Source organism: Pedobacter nanyangensis, assembly GCF_003313505.1.
GTDB lineage: Bacteria > Bacteroidota > Bacteroidia > Sphingobacteriales > Sphingobacteriaceae > Pedobacter > Pedobacter nanyangensis.
Window position 1 is genome coordinate 600,275 of sequence record NZ_QMHO01000003.1, and the last position, 16,880, is coordinate 617,154.

The 16,880-nt window shown below is 42.0% G+C and carries 14 protein-coding genes and 1 riboswitch; of the genes, 5 read left to right on the forward strand and 9 right to left on the reverse strand.

The features are described from left to right. Window positions 1–77: 77 nt before the first annotated feature. The 4 genes from DUT71_RS08585 to DUT71_RS08600 all read left to right on the forward strand — a co-directional run bounded on the left by DUT71_RS08585 (window position 78) and on the right by DUT71_RS08600 (window position 3,870). Entirely contained in the window at window positions 78–674 is a 597-nt protein-coding gene (locus DUT71_RS08585) for a TetR/AcrR family transcriptional regulator (protein ID WP_113662109.1), read from the forward strand. A 4-nt stretch (window positions 675–678) separates the two neighbouring features. Further along, window positions 679–1,308 carry an NAD(P)H-dependent oxidoreductase gene (locus DUT71_RS08590; protein WP_113662148.1) on the forward strand — a complete coding sequence of 210 codons (630 nt, stop codon included), beginning with the start codon at window positions 679–681 and terminating at the stop codon, window positions 1,306–1,308. 134 nt (window positions 1,309–1,442) lie between these two features. Beyond that, complete coding sequence (proB, locus tag DUT71_RS08595) at window positions 1,443–2,525, forward strand: glutamate 5-kinase (protein ID WP_113662110.1); 1,083 nt, start codon at window positions 1,443–1,445, stop codon at window positions 2,523–2,525. 100 nt (window positions 2,526–2,625) lie between these two features. Continuing rightward, window positions 2,626–3,870, forward strand: a complete 1,245-nt coding sequence (locus DUT71_RS08600) for a glutamate-5-semialdehyde dehydrogenase (RefSeq protein WP_113662111.1) — start codon at window positions 2,626–2,628, stop codon at window positions 3,868–3,870. Window positions 3,871–4,037: 167 nt separating this feature from the next. Here the strand turns inward: DUT71_RS08600 and DUT71_RS08605 are convergent, their stop codons facing one another. The 9 genes from DUT71_RS08605 to murQ form a co-directional block, all read right to left on the reverse strand. After that, entirely contained in the window at window positions 4,038–5,528 is a 1,491-nt protein-coding gene (locus DUT71_RS08605; RefSeq protein ID WP_113662149.1) for a glycoside hydrolase family 10 protein, read from the reverse strand. Window positions 5,529–5,798: 270 nt separating this feature from the next. Then, window positions 5,799–6,215 carry a tail fiber domain-containing protein gene (locus tag DUT71_RS08610; protein WP_162795986.1) on the reverse strand — a complete coding sequence of 139 codons (417 nt, stop codon included), beginning with the start codon at window positions 6,213–6,215 and terminating at the stop codon, window positions 5,799–5,801. Between the two features lie 117 nt (window positions 6,216–6,332). Further along, window positions 6,333–6,647 carry a hypothetical protein gene (locus DUT71_RS08615; protein WP_113662113.1) on the reverse strand — a complete coding sequence of 105 codons (315 nt, stop codon included), beginning with the start codon at window positions 6,645–6,647 and terminating at the stop codon, window positions 6,333–6,335. 266 nt (window positions 6,648–6,913) lie between these two features. Further along, the gene (locus DUT71_RS08620; protein WP_113662114.1) at window positions 6,914–7,867 is read right to left on the reverse strand and encodes a methylenetetrahydrofolate reductase; all 954 of its coding nucleotides are present in this window, start codon (window positions 7,865–7,867) and stop codon (window positions 6,914–6,916) included. A 224-nt stretch (window positions 7,868–8,091) separates the two neighbouring features. Further along, window positions 8,092–8,319 carry a four helix bundle protein gene (locus tag DUT71_RS20360; RefSeq protein ID WP_205313883.1) on the reverse strand — a complete coding sequence of 76 codons (228 nt, stop codon included), beginning with the start codon at window positions 8,317–8,319 and terminating at the stop codon, window positions 8,092–8,094. A gap of 55 nt (window positions 8,320–8,374) precedes the next feature. Further along, complete coding sequence (metH, locus tag DUT71_RS08630) at window positions 8,375–12,076, reverse strand: methionine synthase (protein WP_113662150.1); 3,702 nt, start codon at window positions 12,074–12,076, stop codon at window positions 8,375–8,377. A 164-nt stretch (window positions 12,077–12,240) separates the two neighbouring features. Continuing rightward, window positions 12,241–12,344, reverse strand: a riboswitch (SAM riboswitch). A 118-nt stretch (window positions 12,345–12,462) separates the two neighbouring features. Next, the gene (locus DUT71_RS08635; protein WP_240186884.1) at window positions 12,463–13,221 is read right to left on the reverse strand and encodes a Bax inhibitor-1/YccA family protein; all 759 of its coding nucleotides are present in this window, start codon (window positions 13,219–13,221) and stop codon (window positions 12,463–12,465) included. Window positions 13,222–13,255: 34 nt separating this feature from the next. Beyond that, window positions 13,256–13,828 carry a hypothetical protein gene (locus DUT71_RS08640; protein WP_113662115.1) on the reverse strand — a complete coding sequence of 191 codons (573 nt, stop codon included), beginning with the start codon at window positions 13,826–13,828 and terminating at the stop codon, window positions 13,256–13,258. 135 nt (window positions 13,829–13,963) lie between these two features. Beyond that, window positions 13,964–14,767 (reverse strand): N-acetylmuramic acid 6-phosphate etherase, encoded by an 804-nt coding sequence (murQ, locus tag DUT71_RS08645; RefSeq protein ID WP_113662116.1) that lies wholly within the window; start codon window positions 14,765–14,767, stop codon window positions 13,964–13,966. Window positions 14,768–14,930: 163 nt separating this feature from the next. Between murQ and DUT71_RS08650 the strand changes: the two genes are divergently transcribed. Then, complete coding sequence (locus DUT71_RS08650; RefSeq protein WP_113662117.1) at window positions 14,931–16,538, forward strand: S41 family peptidase; 1,608 nt, start codon at window positions 14,931–14,933, stop codon at window positions 16,536–16,538. Window positions 16,539–16,880 lie beyond the last annotated feature (342 nt).

Consider the following 16,880-nt stretch of genomic DNA (forward strand, 5'->3'; position numbering starts at 1 on the left):
TTTAGTCAAAAACCACAAAAGGCCTTTTAGCTAACAGTGTTAACTTTTACTTTTGCTAACAGTGTTAACCTAATTAGATGTTAGTTAAAACGGATAGACAGAAGCAGAAAGAGCTGACCAAGAATGCCATTTTGAAAGCCACGGAAGAAATTGTGCTACAGGAAGGCTGGCAAGCGGTATCCATCAGGAAAATAGCCGATGCGATAGGATATAGCCTACCAGTAGTGTACAATCATTTTGAGAGTAAAGATGCCATACAGGGAGAATTTGTAAAACAGGGGTTTTGGATGCTTGCAATGGCCATGCAAAGCACCAGAGAAAAATACACTAATCCTGAGGAACAGCTTACTCAAATGGCATTAAGCTATTTTGAATTTGCTTTCAGCAATGCCGCATACTACAGAATGATGTTCGGACTTGGCATTCCCAATTGCCAAAAAGCAAAGGAAATTACCGAGATCGGGAACTTTAGCAGTAATCTCATTGAGGTGATCAGCAGCTTGATGCAAGAAGCAGACCAACAGCGAAAGTTTCTGAAGTTCCACACGCTCTGGTCCATCCTTCACGGACTAACTTCTATCAATATGGTGAACCTAACTGCCGCTCCAGATGAGATGCAACAGCAAATTCTTTTGGATGCCATACAAGGATTTATTAAAAATATCAATCGCTAAAAAAATGAGCTTAATTGAAGCATTAAACTGGCGTTACGCCACTAAAAAAATGAACGGACAGGCCGTTCCACAAGAAAAAGTAGACCAAATTTTGGAAGCTGCACGTTTAGCTCCTTCATCATCTGGCCTGCAACCTTTTAAAGTCATCGTGATTACCGATCCGGCATTAAAACAAACTTTAAGGGCCCACTCTTTTGATCAATCACAAATTGTAGACGCCTCACATGTATTGGTTTTCGCTGCTTGGGACAACTATACAGAAGAACGCATAGACCATGCTTTTAACCTGATGAACAGCGAAAGAGGATTACCAGCAGAAGCTACCGCAGATTATGTAGCGCGTTTAAAAAGCATGTACCTGTCAAGAGAGGCACAAGTAAATTTTGAGCACGCCGCACGCCAAGCCTATATTTCATTTGGCACTGCTATTGCCGAAGCCGCTTTGTTAAAAGTAGATGCTACGCCAATGGAAGGTTTCGATAATGCCAAATATGACGAGATTTTAAAATTAAACGAACAGGGGCTAAAAAGTGTGACCGTTTTACCTTTAGGCTACCGCGATACAGAAAATGATTGGTTAGTAGGCTTGAAAAAAGTTCGTCAACCAAAAAGCAGTTTCCTTATCGAAAAATAACATCAAATCAAAATAGATCTGTCAAAGCCGCATAGCAAACCTATGTGGCTTTTTTTTATTAATTTTTCATTTAAACAAACATTTGGTTAAAAAAATACTACTTATTTGGTAGATTAGCCTTTTTATTATCAAGCATGTCCTTACCTTATCAAAAGATTGTCGTTAAAATAGGTTCAAATGTGATCACCCAAGCCAACGGACTACCTGATACCGACCGTATCAAACACCTGGTGGCGCAAATTGCTCAAATCAAGCAAAAAGGCATTGAGGTGATTCTGGTTTCCTCTGGCGCTGTGGCCTCTGGCAGGAGCCTCGTACAAGTGTCAGAAAAACAAGATGCTGTAGCTACCAGACAACTGTTAGCAGCTATTGGACAGGTAAAATTAATCAATACTTATTCAGACTTTTTTGGAGCGCACCAAATGACTTGTGCACAAGTATTGGTTACCAAAGAGGATTTTAGAGATAGGGTACATTACCTGAACATGAAAAACTGTATGCGCATTCTACTACAAAACGGCGTAATCCCAGTGGTTAACGAAAACGATGTGGTTTCGGTAACGGAGCTGATGTTTACCGATAATGATGAGCTGGCAGGCCTTATTGCCTCGATGATGAATGCCGATGCACTTTTTATTTTATCCAATGTGGATGGCATTTATACTGGTGATCCTAAACTACCGGATAGCCAAGTGATTGAAAAAATAAAAGCGGGCAACCCTACTGATTTCAGCAACTTTGTAAGTGCTGGAAAGTCGCAATTTGGCCGAGGCGGAATGATTACCAAATCTACCATTGCCCAAAAAATAGCCAAGCTTGGTATCAATGTGCACATCAGCAATGGCAAAACCGACGATATTCTCACTTCTCTATTGAACGGAAGTGTGCTACACACCCATTTTGTAGCCGATAAAATAAAATCAGGCCAGAAAAAATGGATTGCCCATGCAGAAACCGCAGCCACTGGAGCCGTACAACTAAATGATGGCGCCAAAACAGTGCTTACCTCCGGAAAAGCCACCAGTTTACTCCCAGTAGGAATTATTGCCATCAAGGCCGACTTTAAAAAGGGCGATATCATCAAAATTATTGACGAAAATGAAAAGCTAATTGGCCTAGGCATTGCCAAATATGGCTCAGATAAAGCACGCGAACGGATTGGCCAAAAAAACCAGAAACCCCTGGTGCATTACGATTATTTTTATGCGGCGATTTAATTAGTGGTTAGGAATTAGGAACAAGGAATAAAGAGCAAGGAACAAAGACTGGGCTTCTAAAAACAAAACAACCAAACAACGAACCAACCAAAACCTAAGGATGAAACAATACTTTGAAAACGCAAGACAGGCTACCAGAACCATGGTTTCGCTCAATAAAGAAACCATTAACCTGTTGTTGAATAAATTGGCAGAAGCACTAGTGGAACAAAGCGGCTTCGTACTGGCGGAAAACCAGAAGGATTTGGACCGCATGCCCGAGAGTGATCCTAAATATGACCGCCTAAAACTTACCGAACAACGGATCAGGGATATTGCCAGCGAAATAAAAAATGTGGCTTTGTTGGACAATCCTTTGGGAAGCCTGATCCACGAAAAAACTTTGCCAAACAATTTAAACATTAAAAAAGTAAGGGTGCCACTTGGGGTGGTTGGCGTAATTTATGAAGCCCGCCCCAACGTTACCGTAGATGTTTTTGCTTTATGTTTTAAAACTGGAAATGTGGCCGTGTTAAAGGGGGGTAGCGATGCCGAATTTTCTAATGCCGCTATCGCCAAAGTAATACGAGAGGTTTTGGAAAAGCATCAGATTAACCCTAACGTACTAACTTTATTGCCGCCCGATAGAAGTGCTACCGAGGCTTTACTGAACGCCGTGAATGACGTAGATGTATTAATTCCCAGGGGAAGCCAATCTTTGATCAATTACGTACGTGAGCATAGCAAAATCCCGGTTATTGAAACGGGAGCTGGCATTGTACACACCTTTTTTGACGCTTCCGCTAATTTGGAGAAGGGAAAATGGATTATCGCCAATGCCAAAACCCGTAGGGTTAGTGTATGCAATGCGCTGGATTGCGTACTGATCCATCGGGACCGCACCGGGGATATCACAGATCTTTTATCGCCCCTGGCCGAGAAGGGAGTAGAGCTTTACGCCGATGAAAAAAGCTATCAGGCACTAAAAGCGAAGTACCCCGAAGAGCTGTTGCACCCGGCCCAACCCGAGCATTTTGGAACCGAGTTTTTATCCTTAAAATTAGCCGTTAAAGTAGTGAGCGATATTAATGAAGCCTTGGATCATATTGCAACCTACAGTTCAAAGCACAGCGAGGCAATTATTAGTGAGGATGCCGAAAATATTGCCCTATTTTTAAATCAGGTAGATGCTGCGGCGGTTTACGCTAACGCCTCAACCGCATTTACAGATGGTGCCCAGTTTGGGTTAGGTGCAGAAATTGGCATTAGCACTCAAAAACTTCATGCCCGGGGGCCCATGGCCCTGGAGGAACTGACCAGCTATAAGTGGCTGGTTACTGGCGATGGACAGGTTAGAAATCCGTAGAATATAAGCACCCAAACCCTTCATTTGGGACAAAATAGTGTAGTCGAAAAATTCTTTTGCGTTTTTACTTAAGGATTTTTCTGCCGAGCGTTCAGGCCGGGTTCTTTAAAACAAAAAAACTTGCGAAACTTTTAAATTTCGCAAGTTTATGGTGGCCTGTTACTGCTTTAAAGCGTGATGATTTTGCTTTCACTTTCGTGGCCGGTTTTGCCAACTGCCGTTACTTTAATGGCCTTCAATTTGGCTACGGCCTTTGTTTTGGCGTTTGCTTCTACCTGTTTAGGGACTTGAAAAAAGCTACTTTTGGCATTTAAAGTTCGGTAAGTCCATTTATCACCATATTGAGTGTAAACCACGTACTTAAACACTTCCTCCTCGTTTTTTGCTGTCCATTTCAAATAAAGGTCATTACCTCTGTCTTCATAACTGAGCATAGGTGCCCGTGGAGCTTTTTTACCCAACCAAGGCGATACTGGCACCAAAGCTTCGTCTTTATAAGGGCCCGCCAGTAAATCATTTTGCAAGCTCTCATGTTTGGTTAAGGCAGCGATGCTCCAGTGCGAAACCCCTGGAGATTTTGGCGTAACACCCCTTGAAATCATGATCTGGTTAATGATTTCGTCACTATTTTTGTCGCCCCCACCAATGCCACTGTTCAGTCCCGGCCACAGGTGCCGGCCTTTAGTGTTTTCACTTTCCCACCAAGCCAACAATACTGGATAACTTAAGGGGATATTATTGATTTGCCAATACAACTGCGGCATGAAATAATCAATCCACCCTTTATTCAACCAAAGTTTAGCATCGGCGTACAACTTTTCATATTGATCCATTCCTCTAATAGATTCGGGATAACCCGGGCGCCAAATACCAAATGGGCTGATGCCAAACTTCACAAACTTCTTCTCGGCCTTGATTTCCTTGTAAATTCGCTTTACAAATTTGTTAACCTGGTCTCTACGCCAATCCCCTCTAGACAACTTTCCTCCGCTTTTTTGATAAGCCATGTAACTTTCGTCGTCGGGAAAATCATCTCCGCCGTTGTATTCTGCATAGGGATAAAAGTAATCGTCAAAATGCACGCCATCAATATCATAACGCTTCACGATATCTGTCACTACCGAGGCAGCTAAATCTTGAGTTCCTTTTTTGGAAGGATCAAACCACCAATAGCCCTGTTTCAACTTCACTACCAGATCTGGATATTTTTTAACCACGGATAAATCGCTTACTGGCCCACCAGCGGTATGGTGTGCACGATAGGGGTTTAACCACACATGCAATTCCATGCCACGCTCATGCGCAGCTTCAATCCAAAATTCCAAGGGATCATAGTAAGGATTTGGAGCCTGTCCTTGTACACCGGTTAAATAGTACGACCATGGCTCTAAATCACTTTTATAAAAAGCATCTGCTTGTGGCCTAACTTGAAAAATTACTGCATTAAAATTATTTTTTTGGAGCATGTCCAACAAAGCGATTGCTTCGTTTTGCTGCTGCTGAGTAGTTAAACCTGGTTTACTAGGCCAATTGATATTGGCTACGCTGGCCACCCAAGCGGCTCTAAATTCACGCTGTATTTTTGGGCCCGTGTTAATTTGTGCACCTACCCGTAAGGAAGCAAATACAAATAAAAGAAGGAGGATTTTTTTGAGCATATTGTTGTAATAATTTATGCCAATAATAATAATTAATATCCAAAATAACAGCAAATACCAGCAAAATACTTCATTTAACTGCATTTCATCTATAATATTTTTAACAAGCAGTTTTGTTTAGATAGCTTTATTTATAAGCTTGTGGCAACGCAATAAAAACATCCGCCATTTCTTGGGTCCCCAGATGTCCTTGCCACAGAAAGCAACGTATAAAAAAACCTCGAACAACGTATAATTGCCCGAGGTTTTTACAAATTTGTAATGGCCTTTTTATTTTGACTTTACACTTCTCAACTGGCTTATTTCCTTTTTTAGGGCTTCTATCTGTAGCTGCTGTTCTTTAATGCTTCCTACCAAAAGCGGAATAAGGGTTTCGTAATCTACCATTGGAACTGTAGCAGTTTTAGTACTGTTTTTTCCAGCGCTATATGTTTTTTGCTGATTAACCACTAACTCTGGTGCAACTTTAGCTACTTCTTCTACCGCAAACCCACTTTGTTTTTGGGTGCTTAACTTCAATTTACCGGCCCAATCTTTATCGTAACTAAAATTGATTGGCGTAAGTTTTAAAACGGTATTTAAGGAATTATCTATCGAAGTAATTTCTGTTTGTTTAACTGTTTGTGCGTTGGTGTTAAAGGCAAAGCCAACCATGGCAATAGCGCTCAATAAAAATAATTTTTTCATGTTGTTTTGTGGATGATGATGAGCCAACGATGATTGACCAGCAAATCATATTGATTCATCGTTTGTACATTTATATCTATTAAAATTTGGCAGTGGTTTGATTTTTCTGCTGTGGTTTTAAGCAAAATCGGGCGGAGGTGTAGCTAACTGGAGGTAAGCTTCCGGAAGGGCGGTTTTTATGTGGTCGTTTAAGTTAACCACAATTGATGTTCCCGGCTTTAAATAATAGCGGATTTTTTCTGGCAAGAAAAGATGATGTGAGGTTTCTTTCACATTTTCTTCACCACTTTCCGTATTGTTATCATTGGTATCGGTCATTTCTGTTTGCACAGCTACCTTACTATCCATTACAAAAACATGCACGCTATATACCAGGCCCAGCAAAAAGAGTAGGCAAAGCATCAGTAGGCTTCTAAGTTTTTGTTTTTTCATGGAGCAAATATAAATCTTCAATTTTACTATGCAAGCATATCTTTGTAAGATAACTGTCTAATTTTAAAATGGTTTTGTATTTTTTACATTACCTAAAGCCAGCTGCCTTCAAAATTCATCTGTCGTGATCAAAATTAAATGGCCTCAGGCCACCTCACTGTTTCTTCTCGCAAAGCTCCCAGAAATACCAGGTTATGCCAAGCCCGCCACCTTCTTCCAGGCCTTGGAGGAGCGATCATTTTGCAATACCAATTAACTGGTATTCGCTAAAAAACAGCCTTTGCAATTTCCTTGGTTTGATCTGGCTTGCCCATGGTATAAAAATGCAATACCGGTGCTCCAAACTCGATCAGTTCTTTGCATTGTTTAACCATGGCGGCGGTTCCTATTTCTTTGGCTTCGGCATTGGTTTTAGCATGCGATAAGGCATCTGTCAGCTCATCTGGCAAGTCAATATGGAATATTTTGGGCAGTGCTGTTACCTGCCCCAATGTGCTAATTGGCTTTAAGCCTGGAATAATGGGTATATTGATCCCGCTATCCCTACATTTCTGCACAAAATCAAAATATTTCTGATTATCAAAAAACATTTGGGTTACGATGAATTCTGCCCCCATATCCACCTTTTGCTTCAGGTACTTGAAGTCGGTATTCAGGTTGGGTGCTTCAAAGTGCTTTTCGGGGTAGCCCGCCACGCCTATACAAAAATCACTTTTGAAGGTTTCCACATCCTCATGGAGAAACTTTCCATCATTATGGTTTTTAATATGCTGGATAAGATCGGTAGCGTAAGCGTGTCCACCGGGCGTAGGCACAAAGGAACTGTCGGCCTTACGGGCATCGCCTCTCAAAGCCAGCACATTGTCGATACCCAAAAACTGCAGATCGATCAGTGCATTTTCTGTTTCTTCCTTGGTAAAGCCGCCGCAAATCAGGTGCGGTACCGCATCAATTTTATATTTATGGATAATGGCTGCACAAATAGCAATGGTTCCCGGACGTTTGCGATAGGAAACCTTTTGCAATAAACCGTTGGGCTGTTCTTTGTAGATATAATCTTCCCTTAACGAAGTTACGTCGATAAAAGGCGGCTGAAATTCCAACAGCGGCTCTATACCATCGTAAATCCAGTCGATACTTTGGCCTTTAATTGGTGGTAAAAGTTCAAAGGAGAATAAGGTTTTTCCTTTTGCGTTTTTAATATGTTCTGTAATTTTCATTAGACGTTGTTTGGTTGTTTGGTTGTTTGGTTGTTTGGTTGTTTAGCCCTAAAGCCTAGTTAACGACAAGTCAATCAACTAATTTCTTTTTATTCCTTGTTTAAATACCTGATATACCCATTAATCAATTTTCCTAGAACTTCAATTTGTTGAATACTCTCATTCAATTGTACTTCCGAAAGGAGACCGATATCAAATGAAACATATATTTGAGTTTCTAATTCCTACAATGAACCTCTAGCAATGGCTAAAAATTGAATTGTTTCTTTTACATGTTGTCTTCCTGAACCTTCCGCAATGTTTGACGGTACAGAAACTGCACATCGCCTAATTTGAGAAGATAGCCCATATGTTTCTTCTTTTGGAAATGTAACCGTCAGCTTATAAATATAGGCTGCAAATACCCTTGCTGTCTTCCAGACTTCCAACTCAGTGTATTTTTGATATGCCATATTAATTATAAAACTATGTTATTCCAAACAACAAAAAAACTAACTAACCAAACGCCTAGTAAGCCAAATTAGGCGCTAACCACCTTTCTACTTCCTCTATCGTTAAATCTTTTCGCAAAGCATAATCATCTATCTGCTCTTTAGTAATTTTTCCCAGACCGAAATACTTCGACTCTGGATGGGAGAAATAAAATCCACTTACCGCAGCTGTAGGATACATCGCATAGCTTTCGGTGATGCGTAAACCTATTTTCTCCTCGGCTTCCAGCAAAGCAAACAAGGTCCCTTTTTCGGTGTGCTCTGGACAAGCGGGGTAGCCTGGAGCCGGACGAATGCCAATATACTGTTCCTTAATCAGTTCGTCGTTGGAAAAATGCTCATCTTTAGCATAGCCCCAATAATCCTTACGCACCAGTTCATGCAATTTCTCGGCAAAGGCTTCTGCCAATCGGTCGGCCAATGCTTTTACCATAATGCTGTTGTAATCGTCGTGATTTTTCTCATATTCAGCTACCAATTCATCACAACCAATACCGGCGGTTAAGGCAAAGCCACCAAAATAATCTTCTACTCCGCTTTCTTTAGGGGCAATAAAATCAGCGAGGGCATAATAAGGCTGGCCATCTACTTTTTCTGCCTGTTGGCGCAAGGTATGTATGCGAACTTTATCGGCTTTGCCATTTTTCAGTTCAGGCGTAGCCCTTAAACTACTGCTCGCCACGTCAAGCTCAATATCATCGCCGATGGTGTGTGCAGGCCAAAAACCAAATACCGCTTTTGCTTTTAATAGTTTCTTGTCAACAATGCGTTTCAACAATGTTTGCGCATCATTAAAAAGCTTCCTGGCCTCATCACCTACATTCTTGTCATCAAAAATGCGAGGATAGCTGCCCTTTAATTCCCATGTATGGAAAAACGGTGTCCAGTCAATATAGGATAACAATTCTTCCAGCGGATAATCTTCCAGAACTTTTGTACCGGTAAACGTTGGAGCCTGTGCAACCTGTGTTAAATCTATCCGGAATTTGTTTTCCCTAGCTTCTTCCAGGGTTTTAAAACGTTTATCGGACCGTTTGTTCAAATGCGCTTCACGGGCTTTATCGTATTCGGCCTTGATTTGGCTGATATAAGAATCTCTCAGTTCTCCATTCATTAAAGTGCTACAAACGGTTACACTTCTGGAGGCATCCAATACGTGGATAGCGGGGCCGGAATAGTTTGGCGCAATTTTCACGGCCGCATGTATCCGAGAAGTAGTGGCACCACCAACAATCAAAGGAATGTTAAATCCTTCGCGTTCCATTTCTTTGGCAAAATGCACCATTTCATCTAGCGACGGGGTGATTAAGCCGCTTAGCCCAATAATATCGGCATTAATTTCTTTGGCTTTTTTAATGATTTCCTGAGCAGGCACCATTACGCCCATGTCCACTATTTCGAAGTTATTACACGCCAAAACAACGCCTACAATGTTCTTTCCGATATCGTGCACGTCACCTTTTACGGTAGCCATTAATATTTTACCAGCCGATGAGCTTTGCCCCGCATCGGGATTGGAGCGTTTCTCTTCTTCAATAAATGGCAGTAAGTAAGCAACGGCCTTCTTCATCACTCTTGCAGATTTCACCACTTGGGGCAGGAACATTTTGCCAGCGCCGAACAAGTCGCCAACAATGTTCATTCCATCCATCAATGGGCCTTCAATCACTTGCAATGGTCGGTCATATTTTTGGCGAGCTTCCTCTACGTCATCATCCAAAAACTCTACAATGCCTTTCACCAACGAGTGCGACAAACGTTCTTCTACCGTTCCTTGTCGCCAAGCTTCGTCTTTCACTACCACTTTGCCTTTATTTTTTACCGTTTCGGCAAACTCTACCAATCTTTCGGTGGCATCTTCTCTACGGTTTAGGAGTACATCTTCTACCTTTTCTAAAAGCTCAGGTTCAATTTCCTGGTAAACCTCCAACATCCCCGCGTTTACAATGCCCATATCCAATCCGGCATGGATGGCATGGTATAAAAATGCCGAGTGCATGGCTTCACGCACCACATTGTTCCCTCTAAATGAGAACGAAATATTAGATACCCCGCCACTTACTTTGGCATGGGATAAATTTTGTTTAATCCAGCGGGTAGCCTCAATAAAATCTACTGCGTAGTTATTGTGCTCTTCCAGTCCGGTAGCTACGGTTAAGATATTGGGGTCAAAGATGATATCCTGTGGCGGGAAACCGATTTCGTGTACCAAAATATCATAACTGCGCTTACAGATCTCGATACGGCGTTGGTAATTATCTGCCTGCCCCTGTTCATCAAAGGCCATTACCACTACGGCGGCCCCATAGCGCATAATTTTGCGGGCATTACTTCTGAAAACATCTTCTCCCTCCTTTAAGGAAATAGAGTTAACGATACCTTTTCCCTGCAAACATTTAAGCCCGGCTTCAATAACGGTCCATTTAGAGGAATCGACCATGATTGGCAGTTTGGCAATATCAGGTTCCGAAGCAATCAGGTTGAGGAACTTGGTCATTGCCGCTTCCGAATCGATCATTCCTTCATCCATGTTCACGTCAATAATTTGTGCGCCGCCTTCTACCTGTTGTAGGGCTACTGCAAGTGCTGCTTCATAGTCGCCACCTAAAATCAGTTTGGAGAATTTAGGCGAACCTGTGATATTGGTTCTTTCGCCAATGTTCACGAAAATGCTTTCTGGCGTGATGGTTACAGGTTCCAATCCGCTTAAACGCAAATAGGGCTCAAGCACTGGTATTTTTCTGGGGCTAGCCTGAGCCGCCTTTTTAGCGATACAGCCAATATGGTCTGGCGTAGTACCGCAGCAACCACCTACAATATTTACAAAACCAGAGGTGATGAAATCATCTACCAAATGTGCCGTTTCGTGTGGCAGCTCGTCGTAAGCGCCAAACTCATTAGGCAAACCTGCATTTGGATAAGCAGAAACGTAGCAAGCGGCTTTAGCGGCCAATTCTTCAATGTGCGGACGCATTTCTTTAGCTCCCAAAGCGCAGTTAAAACCAATACTCAGCGGATTAGCATGTGCCACCGAATTGAGGAAAGCCTCTGCCGTTTGTCCAGACAAAGTCCTGCCCGAAGCATCGGTAATGGTTCCCGAAATCATGATCTCGAGCTTCCTGCCCACTACTTCTTCATATTGCTTAATGGCAGCAATGGCCACTTTTGCATTTAGGGTATCAAAAATGGTTTCGATAAGCAGTACATCCGATCCTCCATCAACCAAGCCCCTGATTTGCTCATAATAAGCCTCAAAAAGTTCATCGTATGAAATGGCCCTAAAACCAGGATCGTTCACATCTGGCGATAGGGAAAGTGTACGGTTGGTTGGACCAATAGCGCCGGCAACAAAGCATTTCCTATCGGGATGTTTGGCCATGAATTCGGCAGTTGCCTCTTTAGCAATTCTTGCCCCTTCATAGCTCAGCTCGTACGAAAGCTCTTCCATTTGGTAATCGGCCATGGAAATGCGCTGCGTACTGAAGGTATTCGTTTCAATAATATCAGCACCAGCCTGCAAATATTCGGTATGGATAGCCTTAATAATATCTGGGCGGGTAATATTCAGCAGGTCATTATTTCCCTTTACATCGCAGGCATGGCCTGCAAAACGCTCGCCTCTAAAATCTGCTTCGGTTAGGGTATAACGTTGGATCATGGTACCCATGGCACCATCTATAATTAAAATACGTTTCTCTAGTTCTTCTCTAATGCTCATGCGGTTGTGATAGTAAGTTGCTAGCATCAAGTATCAATCACCTTGATAAATGCACTAACTTCATACAGACAAATACATACCCTGCACTTCGGCGCTCGATATTTGAAAAACTATATGATCAATTAAAAGCCTATTAAAAAAGTCGGAAATGAGTATATCCGCTAAACTTATCTTCTCTCGCCACTGCTGAGATTAGAAATTAGCACCTTGTTGGCACAGGTTGCTAAGACTTCGCTGGGTCTAGTCCCTCCGTCTTTCTTAATAAGCAATGCAAAGGTGCAACATCCGCTTATCATTTCCAAAAATATCGGCGATACAACCCAAATAAAATTACAAAGGCCATGCAAATCTGCACGGCCTTTGTAATTTTATTTGGTTGAACGAGATTACTTTCTGCTTCCAAAAATACGTAGCAAGAAAAGGAAGATGTTCAAAAAGTCTAAATATAGAGACAAAGCGGCCACAATAGCCATCTTTTTACTTTCTACCTGTAACGCCTGTTCGCCGTTTGTTTCAAGCCCTTCCCCAATTCTTTTGATTTTCTGTACATCATAAGCAGTTAGGGCGGTAAATACAGCGATACCGATAAATGCCATGAACAAGCTAAACTGCTCGCTTTGGACAAACATGTTAATCAAACTTGCGATAACTAAACCTATAACGCCTACCATTAAAATAGGGCCAAACTTACTCAAATCAATATTGGTAGTGTAGCCCATAAATGCCATAATCCCGAATATTCCCGCCGCCGCTGCAAAACAGCTTACCACAGAGCCGGTAGTATATGCTAAAAGAATAAAGCTTAAGCTGATCCCTGTAAGTACGGCGTATAAAATAAAAATACCTACCAAGGCGCCATACGACAGTCTGCTTAAGCCAAAGCCCATGGTGAGTACCAAGCCAAGCGGTGCAAACATGGCAATATATCCAAAAATAGACATGCCCCCTTTACCTGTTTCTGGGTTATAGGTAATCAAGTATTGTAATAATCCCTCATTAGTGCTAAATAAATACGCCGCAACGGTGGACAAGCTCAAGGCCACAAACATCCAAGTGAACACGTTAGCGAAGAATTTTTTAGATACCGATTTTTCCTGCACAAAAACCGACTGTTCTTGATATTGATAATTTTGTTGTTCCATCATTAATTTAAATTGGTTAACGGTTAAAAGTACAATTTTAGTTTAATCTTTTTGTCAGCAGTTCCTCAACTTTTTTGTAAAACTGTAGTGGCTTTAGCTTACGCCAATGCATTTCGTCCAATTGTCCGCCAAAGTTGATGTAGTAGTCGATGCTGTTTTCCCGAAATTCTCTGATCACATGCTCATTGAAGTTAATACCAGCGATCCAGCCATCTTCGTCATCCACTTCCTGGAACCACTCTTCGTAGTAGCTGTCGTCTGAAGCATGGAAATTGAGCACATTTTCTCCAATAAGGATAAATTTATGGATGCCTTCGTCCATCATCAATTCCAAGATTTCCCTTTTCAAAATCATGATGTCATTGGTGATGGCATCATTCCACTCACCAATCAGTTCAATAATGGTGTAATGCCTGTCATAGTCTGCATACAGCACCTTAAGGTAAAGTGTATTAGAACCAAAAAGGTCCCATTGGGGATGGATGAGGTAATTATATAGCTGTTTATCGTAATAAAACTCCGAGTATTCTGTATTATAGAAAGGTGAACGCTCGTCTTCCGCAGCGATATAATCGTCTCTCCACTGATAGTATGGTTCAATTTCGTGCATGGGGTAAATTTACAATTTTATCCTGTACGTGCATGGACCAAACGGCTTAAAAAAGTTAGCCACAAATACACAGATTTTATCTTTCACAATAAAAAATAGCTGTGTATCTGTGGCTATCTATAAAGGTAGCTGGCTTTATTTACTGGCCTCTACCGCTTTACGTACGCTGCCGTATTTATTTAAAAGTTCCGCGGCCTGCTCCTCACCAATATTCAGTTCTTCCATCACCATGTGCGTACCCCTGTCTACCAATTTATGGTTGGTCAACTGCATATCAACCATTTTATTTCCTTTCACGCGCCCCAGCTGGATCATCACGGTGGTACTTAACATGTTTAGCACCAATTTTTGTGCAGTTCCAGATTTCATGCGGGTTGAGCCCGTTAAAAATTCCGGACCAGCAACCACTTCTACTGGAAAATCAGATTCGGCAACCACCGGCCCGCCTGTATTGCAAATGATGCAACCGGTTAACACCCCGTGTTTTCTAGCTTCTTTTAAACCACCAACCACATAAGGTGTAGTGCCCGAAGCCGCCAAGCCAACCAGCGAATCTTTTTCATTGATGTCATATTCCTGAAGGTCTATCCAAGCCTGCTTGTCGTCATCTTCGGCAAACTCTACGGCCTTACGGATGGCGCTATCGCCGCCGGCAATGATACCCACCACCCAGTCAAATGGTACACCAAAAGTTGGCGGGCACTCCGAAGCGTCAACTACGCCCAATCTTCCGCTGGTTCCTGCACCAATATAAAATAACCTCCCCCCGTTTTTCATCCGCTCGGCAACGGCTGTAGCCAACTGTTCTATTTGTGGCAAAGCCTTCTCAACCGCCAAGGGAACAAGCTTATCCTCTTCGTTAATGCCTTTTAAAACTTCAATTACCGACATTTTATCAATGTCTTTGTATTTAGATTCCTGTTCGGTTACTCTTTTCATTTAAAATTAAAAATAGGTTTTTCTTTTCACAAATTTGCACATAACCGCAATTTCTTGCAAGAATTTTCAAATATCGGCATAAATTATTAAAAAACTAAATGGTAATTTATACGTTCTTTTTTTACTAGCAAGTAATTTTAGTACCTTTGCCCTATCCAAACTGATGAAAAAAAGTACTCGCCTCAATCTATTAATTGCGTTGGCCTATTGTGTCACGTTAATTGGTGGCATGTATTTGGGCTACAGATTTTTAAAAGACCAAGGTTTCCAGGTCAAACAAGATATCAGGTATGCCAATACTGAGGAAGAAAAAGTTGAGGATATCATCCATATCATCAAGAAAAAATACGTAGATGATATCAATGCCGACAGCCTAAAACATTTACCCATCGACAGTCTTCTTCATCAGTTAGACCCGCACAGCGCCTATTTGCCACCTACCGAAGCATTTGAGCTCTCGGAAGCTCTTGAAGGAAATTTTGAAGGTGTTGGCGTTGAATACTATATCCTTAACGATACCCTGCTGGTTACCAATGTAATTAAAGATGGGCCAGCTTTTTCAAGTGGCATTAGGCAGGGCGACAAAATCTTAAAGGTAGATACTACCGTAGTGAGCGGCCGCATGTTGCCACGCTCGGCCATGATGGGCAGGATAAAGGGAAAAAAAGGCACAACGGTACAATTGACCGTTCTGCACCAAGGCAACAGCTCACCAGTAGTGCTCAACGTAAAACGTGGCCGGGTAGAAGTGAGCAGTATTGATGCCGCCTACATGATGAGCCCCGAAACGGCTTACATCAGAATCAGCAAGTTTGGCGCCACCACCGAAACCGATTTCAGCAACACCATTAAAAACCTAAAAGCCAAGGGCATGAAAAAAATGGTGCTTGATTTGAGGGACAACGGCGGCGGCTATTTAACTGCTGCTACCTCATTGGCCAACCAGTTTTTGCCCGAAAACAAATTGATTGTATATACCCAGGGAAAGCATGATCCACGTACCGACTATTTTACTACTGGCGGAGGGGAGTTTGAGCAGGGCAAACTAGCCGTACTCATCAACGAAAATTCGGCCTCGGCCAGCGAGATTTTTGCAGGTGCCATACAGGACCTTAACCGCGGCGTTATCATAGGCCGCAGGTCTTTTGGCAAGGGATTGGTGCAGGAACAATTTGCTTTCGAAGACGGCTCGGCACTAAACCTTACTATTGCCCGTTATTACACTCCTTTGGGCCGAAGCATACAAAAACCCTACAAAAGAGGCTACAAAGCTTACCAAAACGACCTCGAAGACAGGCTAAATAGCGGCGAGCTCACCTCTGATGCACCCAAGGCCGACAGCTTGATGAACAATATGCCCTATATCCTTAAGGACGGCAAGAAGATATTTGCGGGCGGCGGCATACAACCCGATATATATGTAAAATTGGATACCATTGGCTACAACAAATTTTACGCTACCTTACTGCAAAAAAAGGTGTTCATCGATTTTGTTTTTGACGTTTTGGCTGATCGCTACACGTCCGACTATCTTAATAAGGCCATAAGTGTTTTTAATATCTCCGATAGGGACTATGTAGATTTCCTTAAATATGTGGAGAACAAAAAAATACCCATAGACACCAAACAGCTTATCGCCTCAAAGCCACTGATATACAAAAACTTAAAGCTAATGCTGTATAAATATTACTTGGGTGATAATGGTTATTACAAAGCGCATAATTTAAGTGATGCCATGATTAAACAGGCACTCAGCTACTTAGGTTCATAGTAATCACTTCCCTATAAAACGTTAAGTTTTTAATTAGAAAAAGAACATTAGTGCAGCCCAACAACTGCAGCCCCGCTCATTACAAGTCCTTGCCTCGTTTTACTCGGCTGTGGGCTTTCCATTACAATCCGGGTTTAATAAACCTGGGTTCCATGAGCAATAAGTATAGGCCTTGTCCATAAATTCAGGTTTAAGACCTCGAAGAGGTCAAATATTTATAAAAATAGGCCTCTTTGTGTACGACTCCTACGGAGTCGCATGATTTCGCGTACATATTTCTCTATAAGGATTGAAATCCTTCGGATTTTCGCTTCTCTAATGGTGGGTGATAATACAGGGTGC

Bases quoted from the DNA above. Each gene is read 5' to 3' on its own strand.
- DUT71_RS08585 (WP_113662109.1), top strand. From the start codon at position 78: ATGTTAGTTAAAACGGATAGACAGAAGCAGAAAGAGCTGACCAAGAAT.
- DUT71_RS08590 (WP_113662148.1), top strand. From the start codon at position 679: ATGAGCTTAATTGAAGCATTAAACTGGCGTTACGCCACTAAAAAAATG.
- proB (WP_113662110.1), top strand. From the start codon at position 1,443: ATGTCCTTACCTTATCAAAAGATTGTCGTTAAAATAGGTTCAAATGTG.
- DUT71_RS08600 (WP_113662111.1), top strand. From the start codon at position 2,626: ATGAAACAATACTTTGAAAACGCAAGACAGGCTACCAGAACCATGGTT.
- DUT71_RS08605 (WP_113662149.1), bottom strand. From the start codon at position 5,528: ATGCTCAAAAAAATCCTCCTTCTTTTATTTGTATTTGCTTCCTTACGG.
- DUT71_RS08610 (WP_162795986.1), bottom strand. From the start codon at position 6,215: ATGAAAAAATTATTTTTATTGAGCGCTATTGCCATGGTTGGCTTTGCC.
- DUT71_RS08615 (WP_113662113.1), bottom strand. From the start codon at position 6,647: ATGAAAAAACAAAAACTTAGAAGCCTACTGATGCTTTGCCTACTCTTT.
- DUT71_RS08620 (WP_113662114.1), bottom strand. From the start codon at position 7,867: ATGAAAATTACAGAACATATTAAAAACGCAAAAGGAAAAACCTTATTC.
- DUT71_RS20360 (WP_205313883.1), bottom strand. From the start codon at position 8,319: ATGGCATATCAAAAATACACTGAGTTGGAAGTCTGGAAGACAGCAAGG.
- metH (WP_113662150.1), bottom strand. From the start codon at position 12,076: ATGAGCATTAGAGAAGAACTAGAGAAACGTATTTTAATTATAGATGGT.
- DUT71_RS08635 (WP_240186884.1), bottom strand. From the start codon at position 13,221: ATGATGGAACAACAAAATTATCAATATCAAGAACAGTCGGTTTTTGTG.
- DUT71_RS08640 (WP_113662115.1), bottom strand. From the start codon at position 13,828: ATGCACGAAATTGAACCATACTATCAGTGGAGAGACGATTATATCGCT.
- murQ (WP_113662116.1), bottom strand. From the start codon at position 14,767: ATGAAAAGAGTAACCGAACAGGAATCTAAATACAAAGACATTGATAAA.
- DUT71_RS08650 (WP_113662117.1), top strand. From the start codon at position 14,931: ATGAAAAAAAGTACTCGCCTCAATCTATTAATTGCGTTGGCCTATTGT.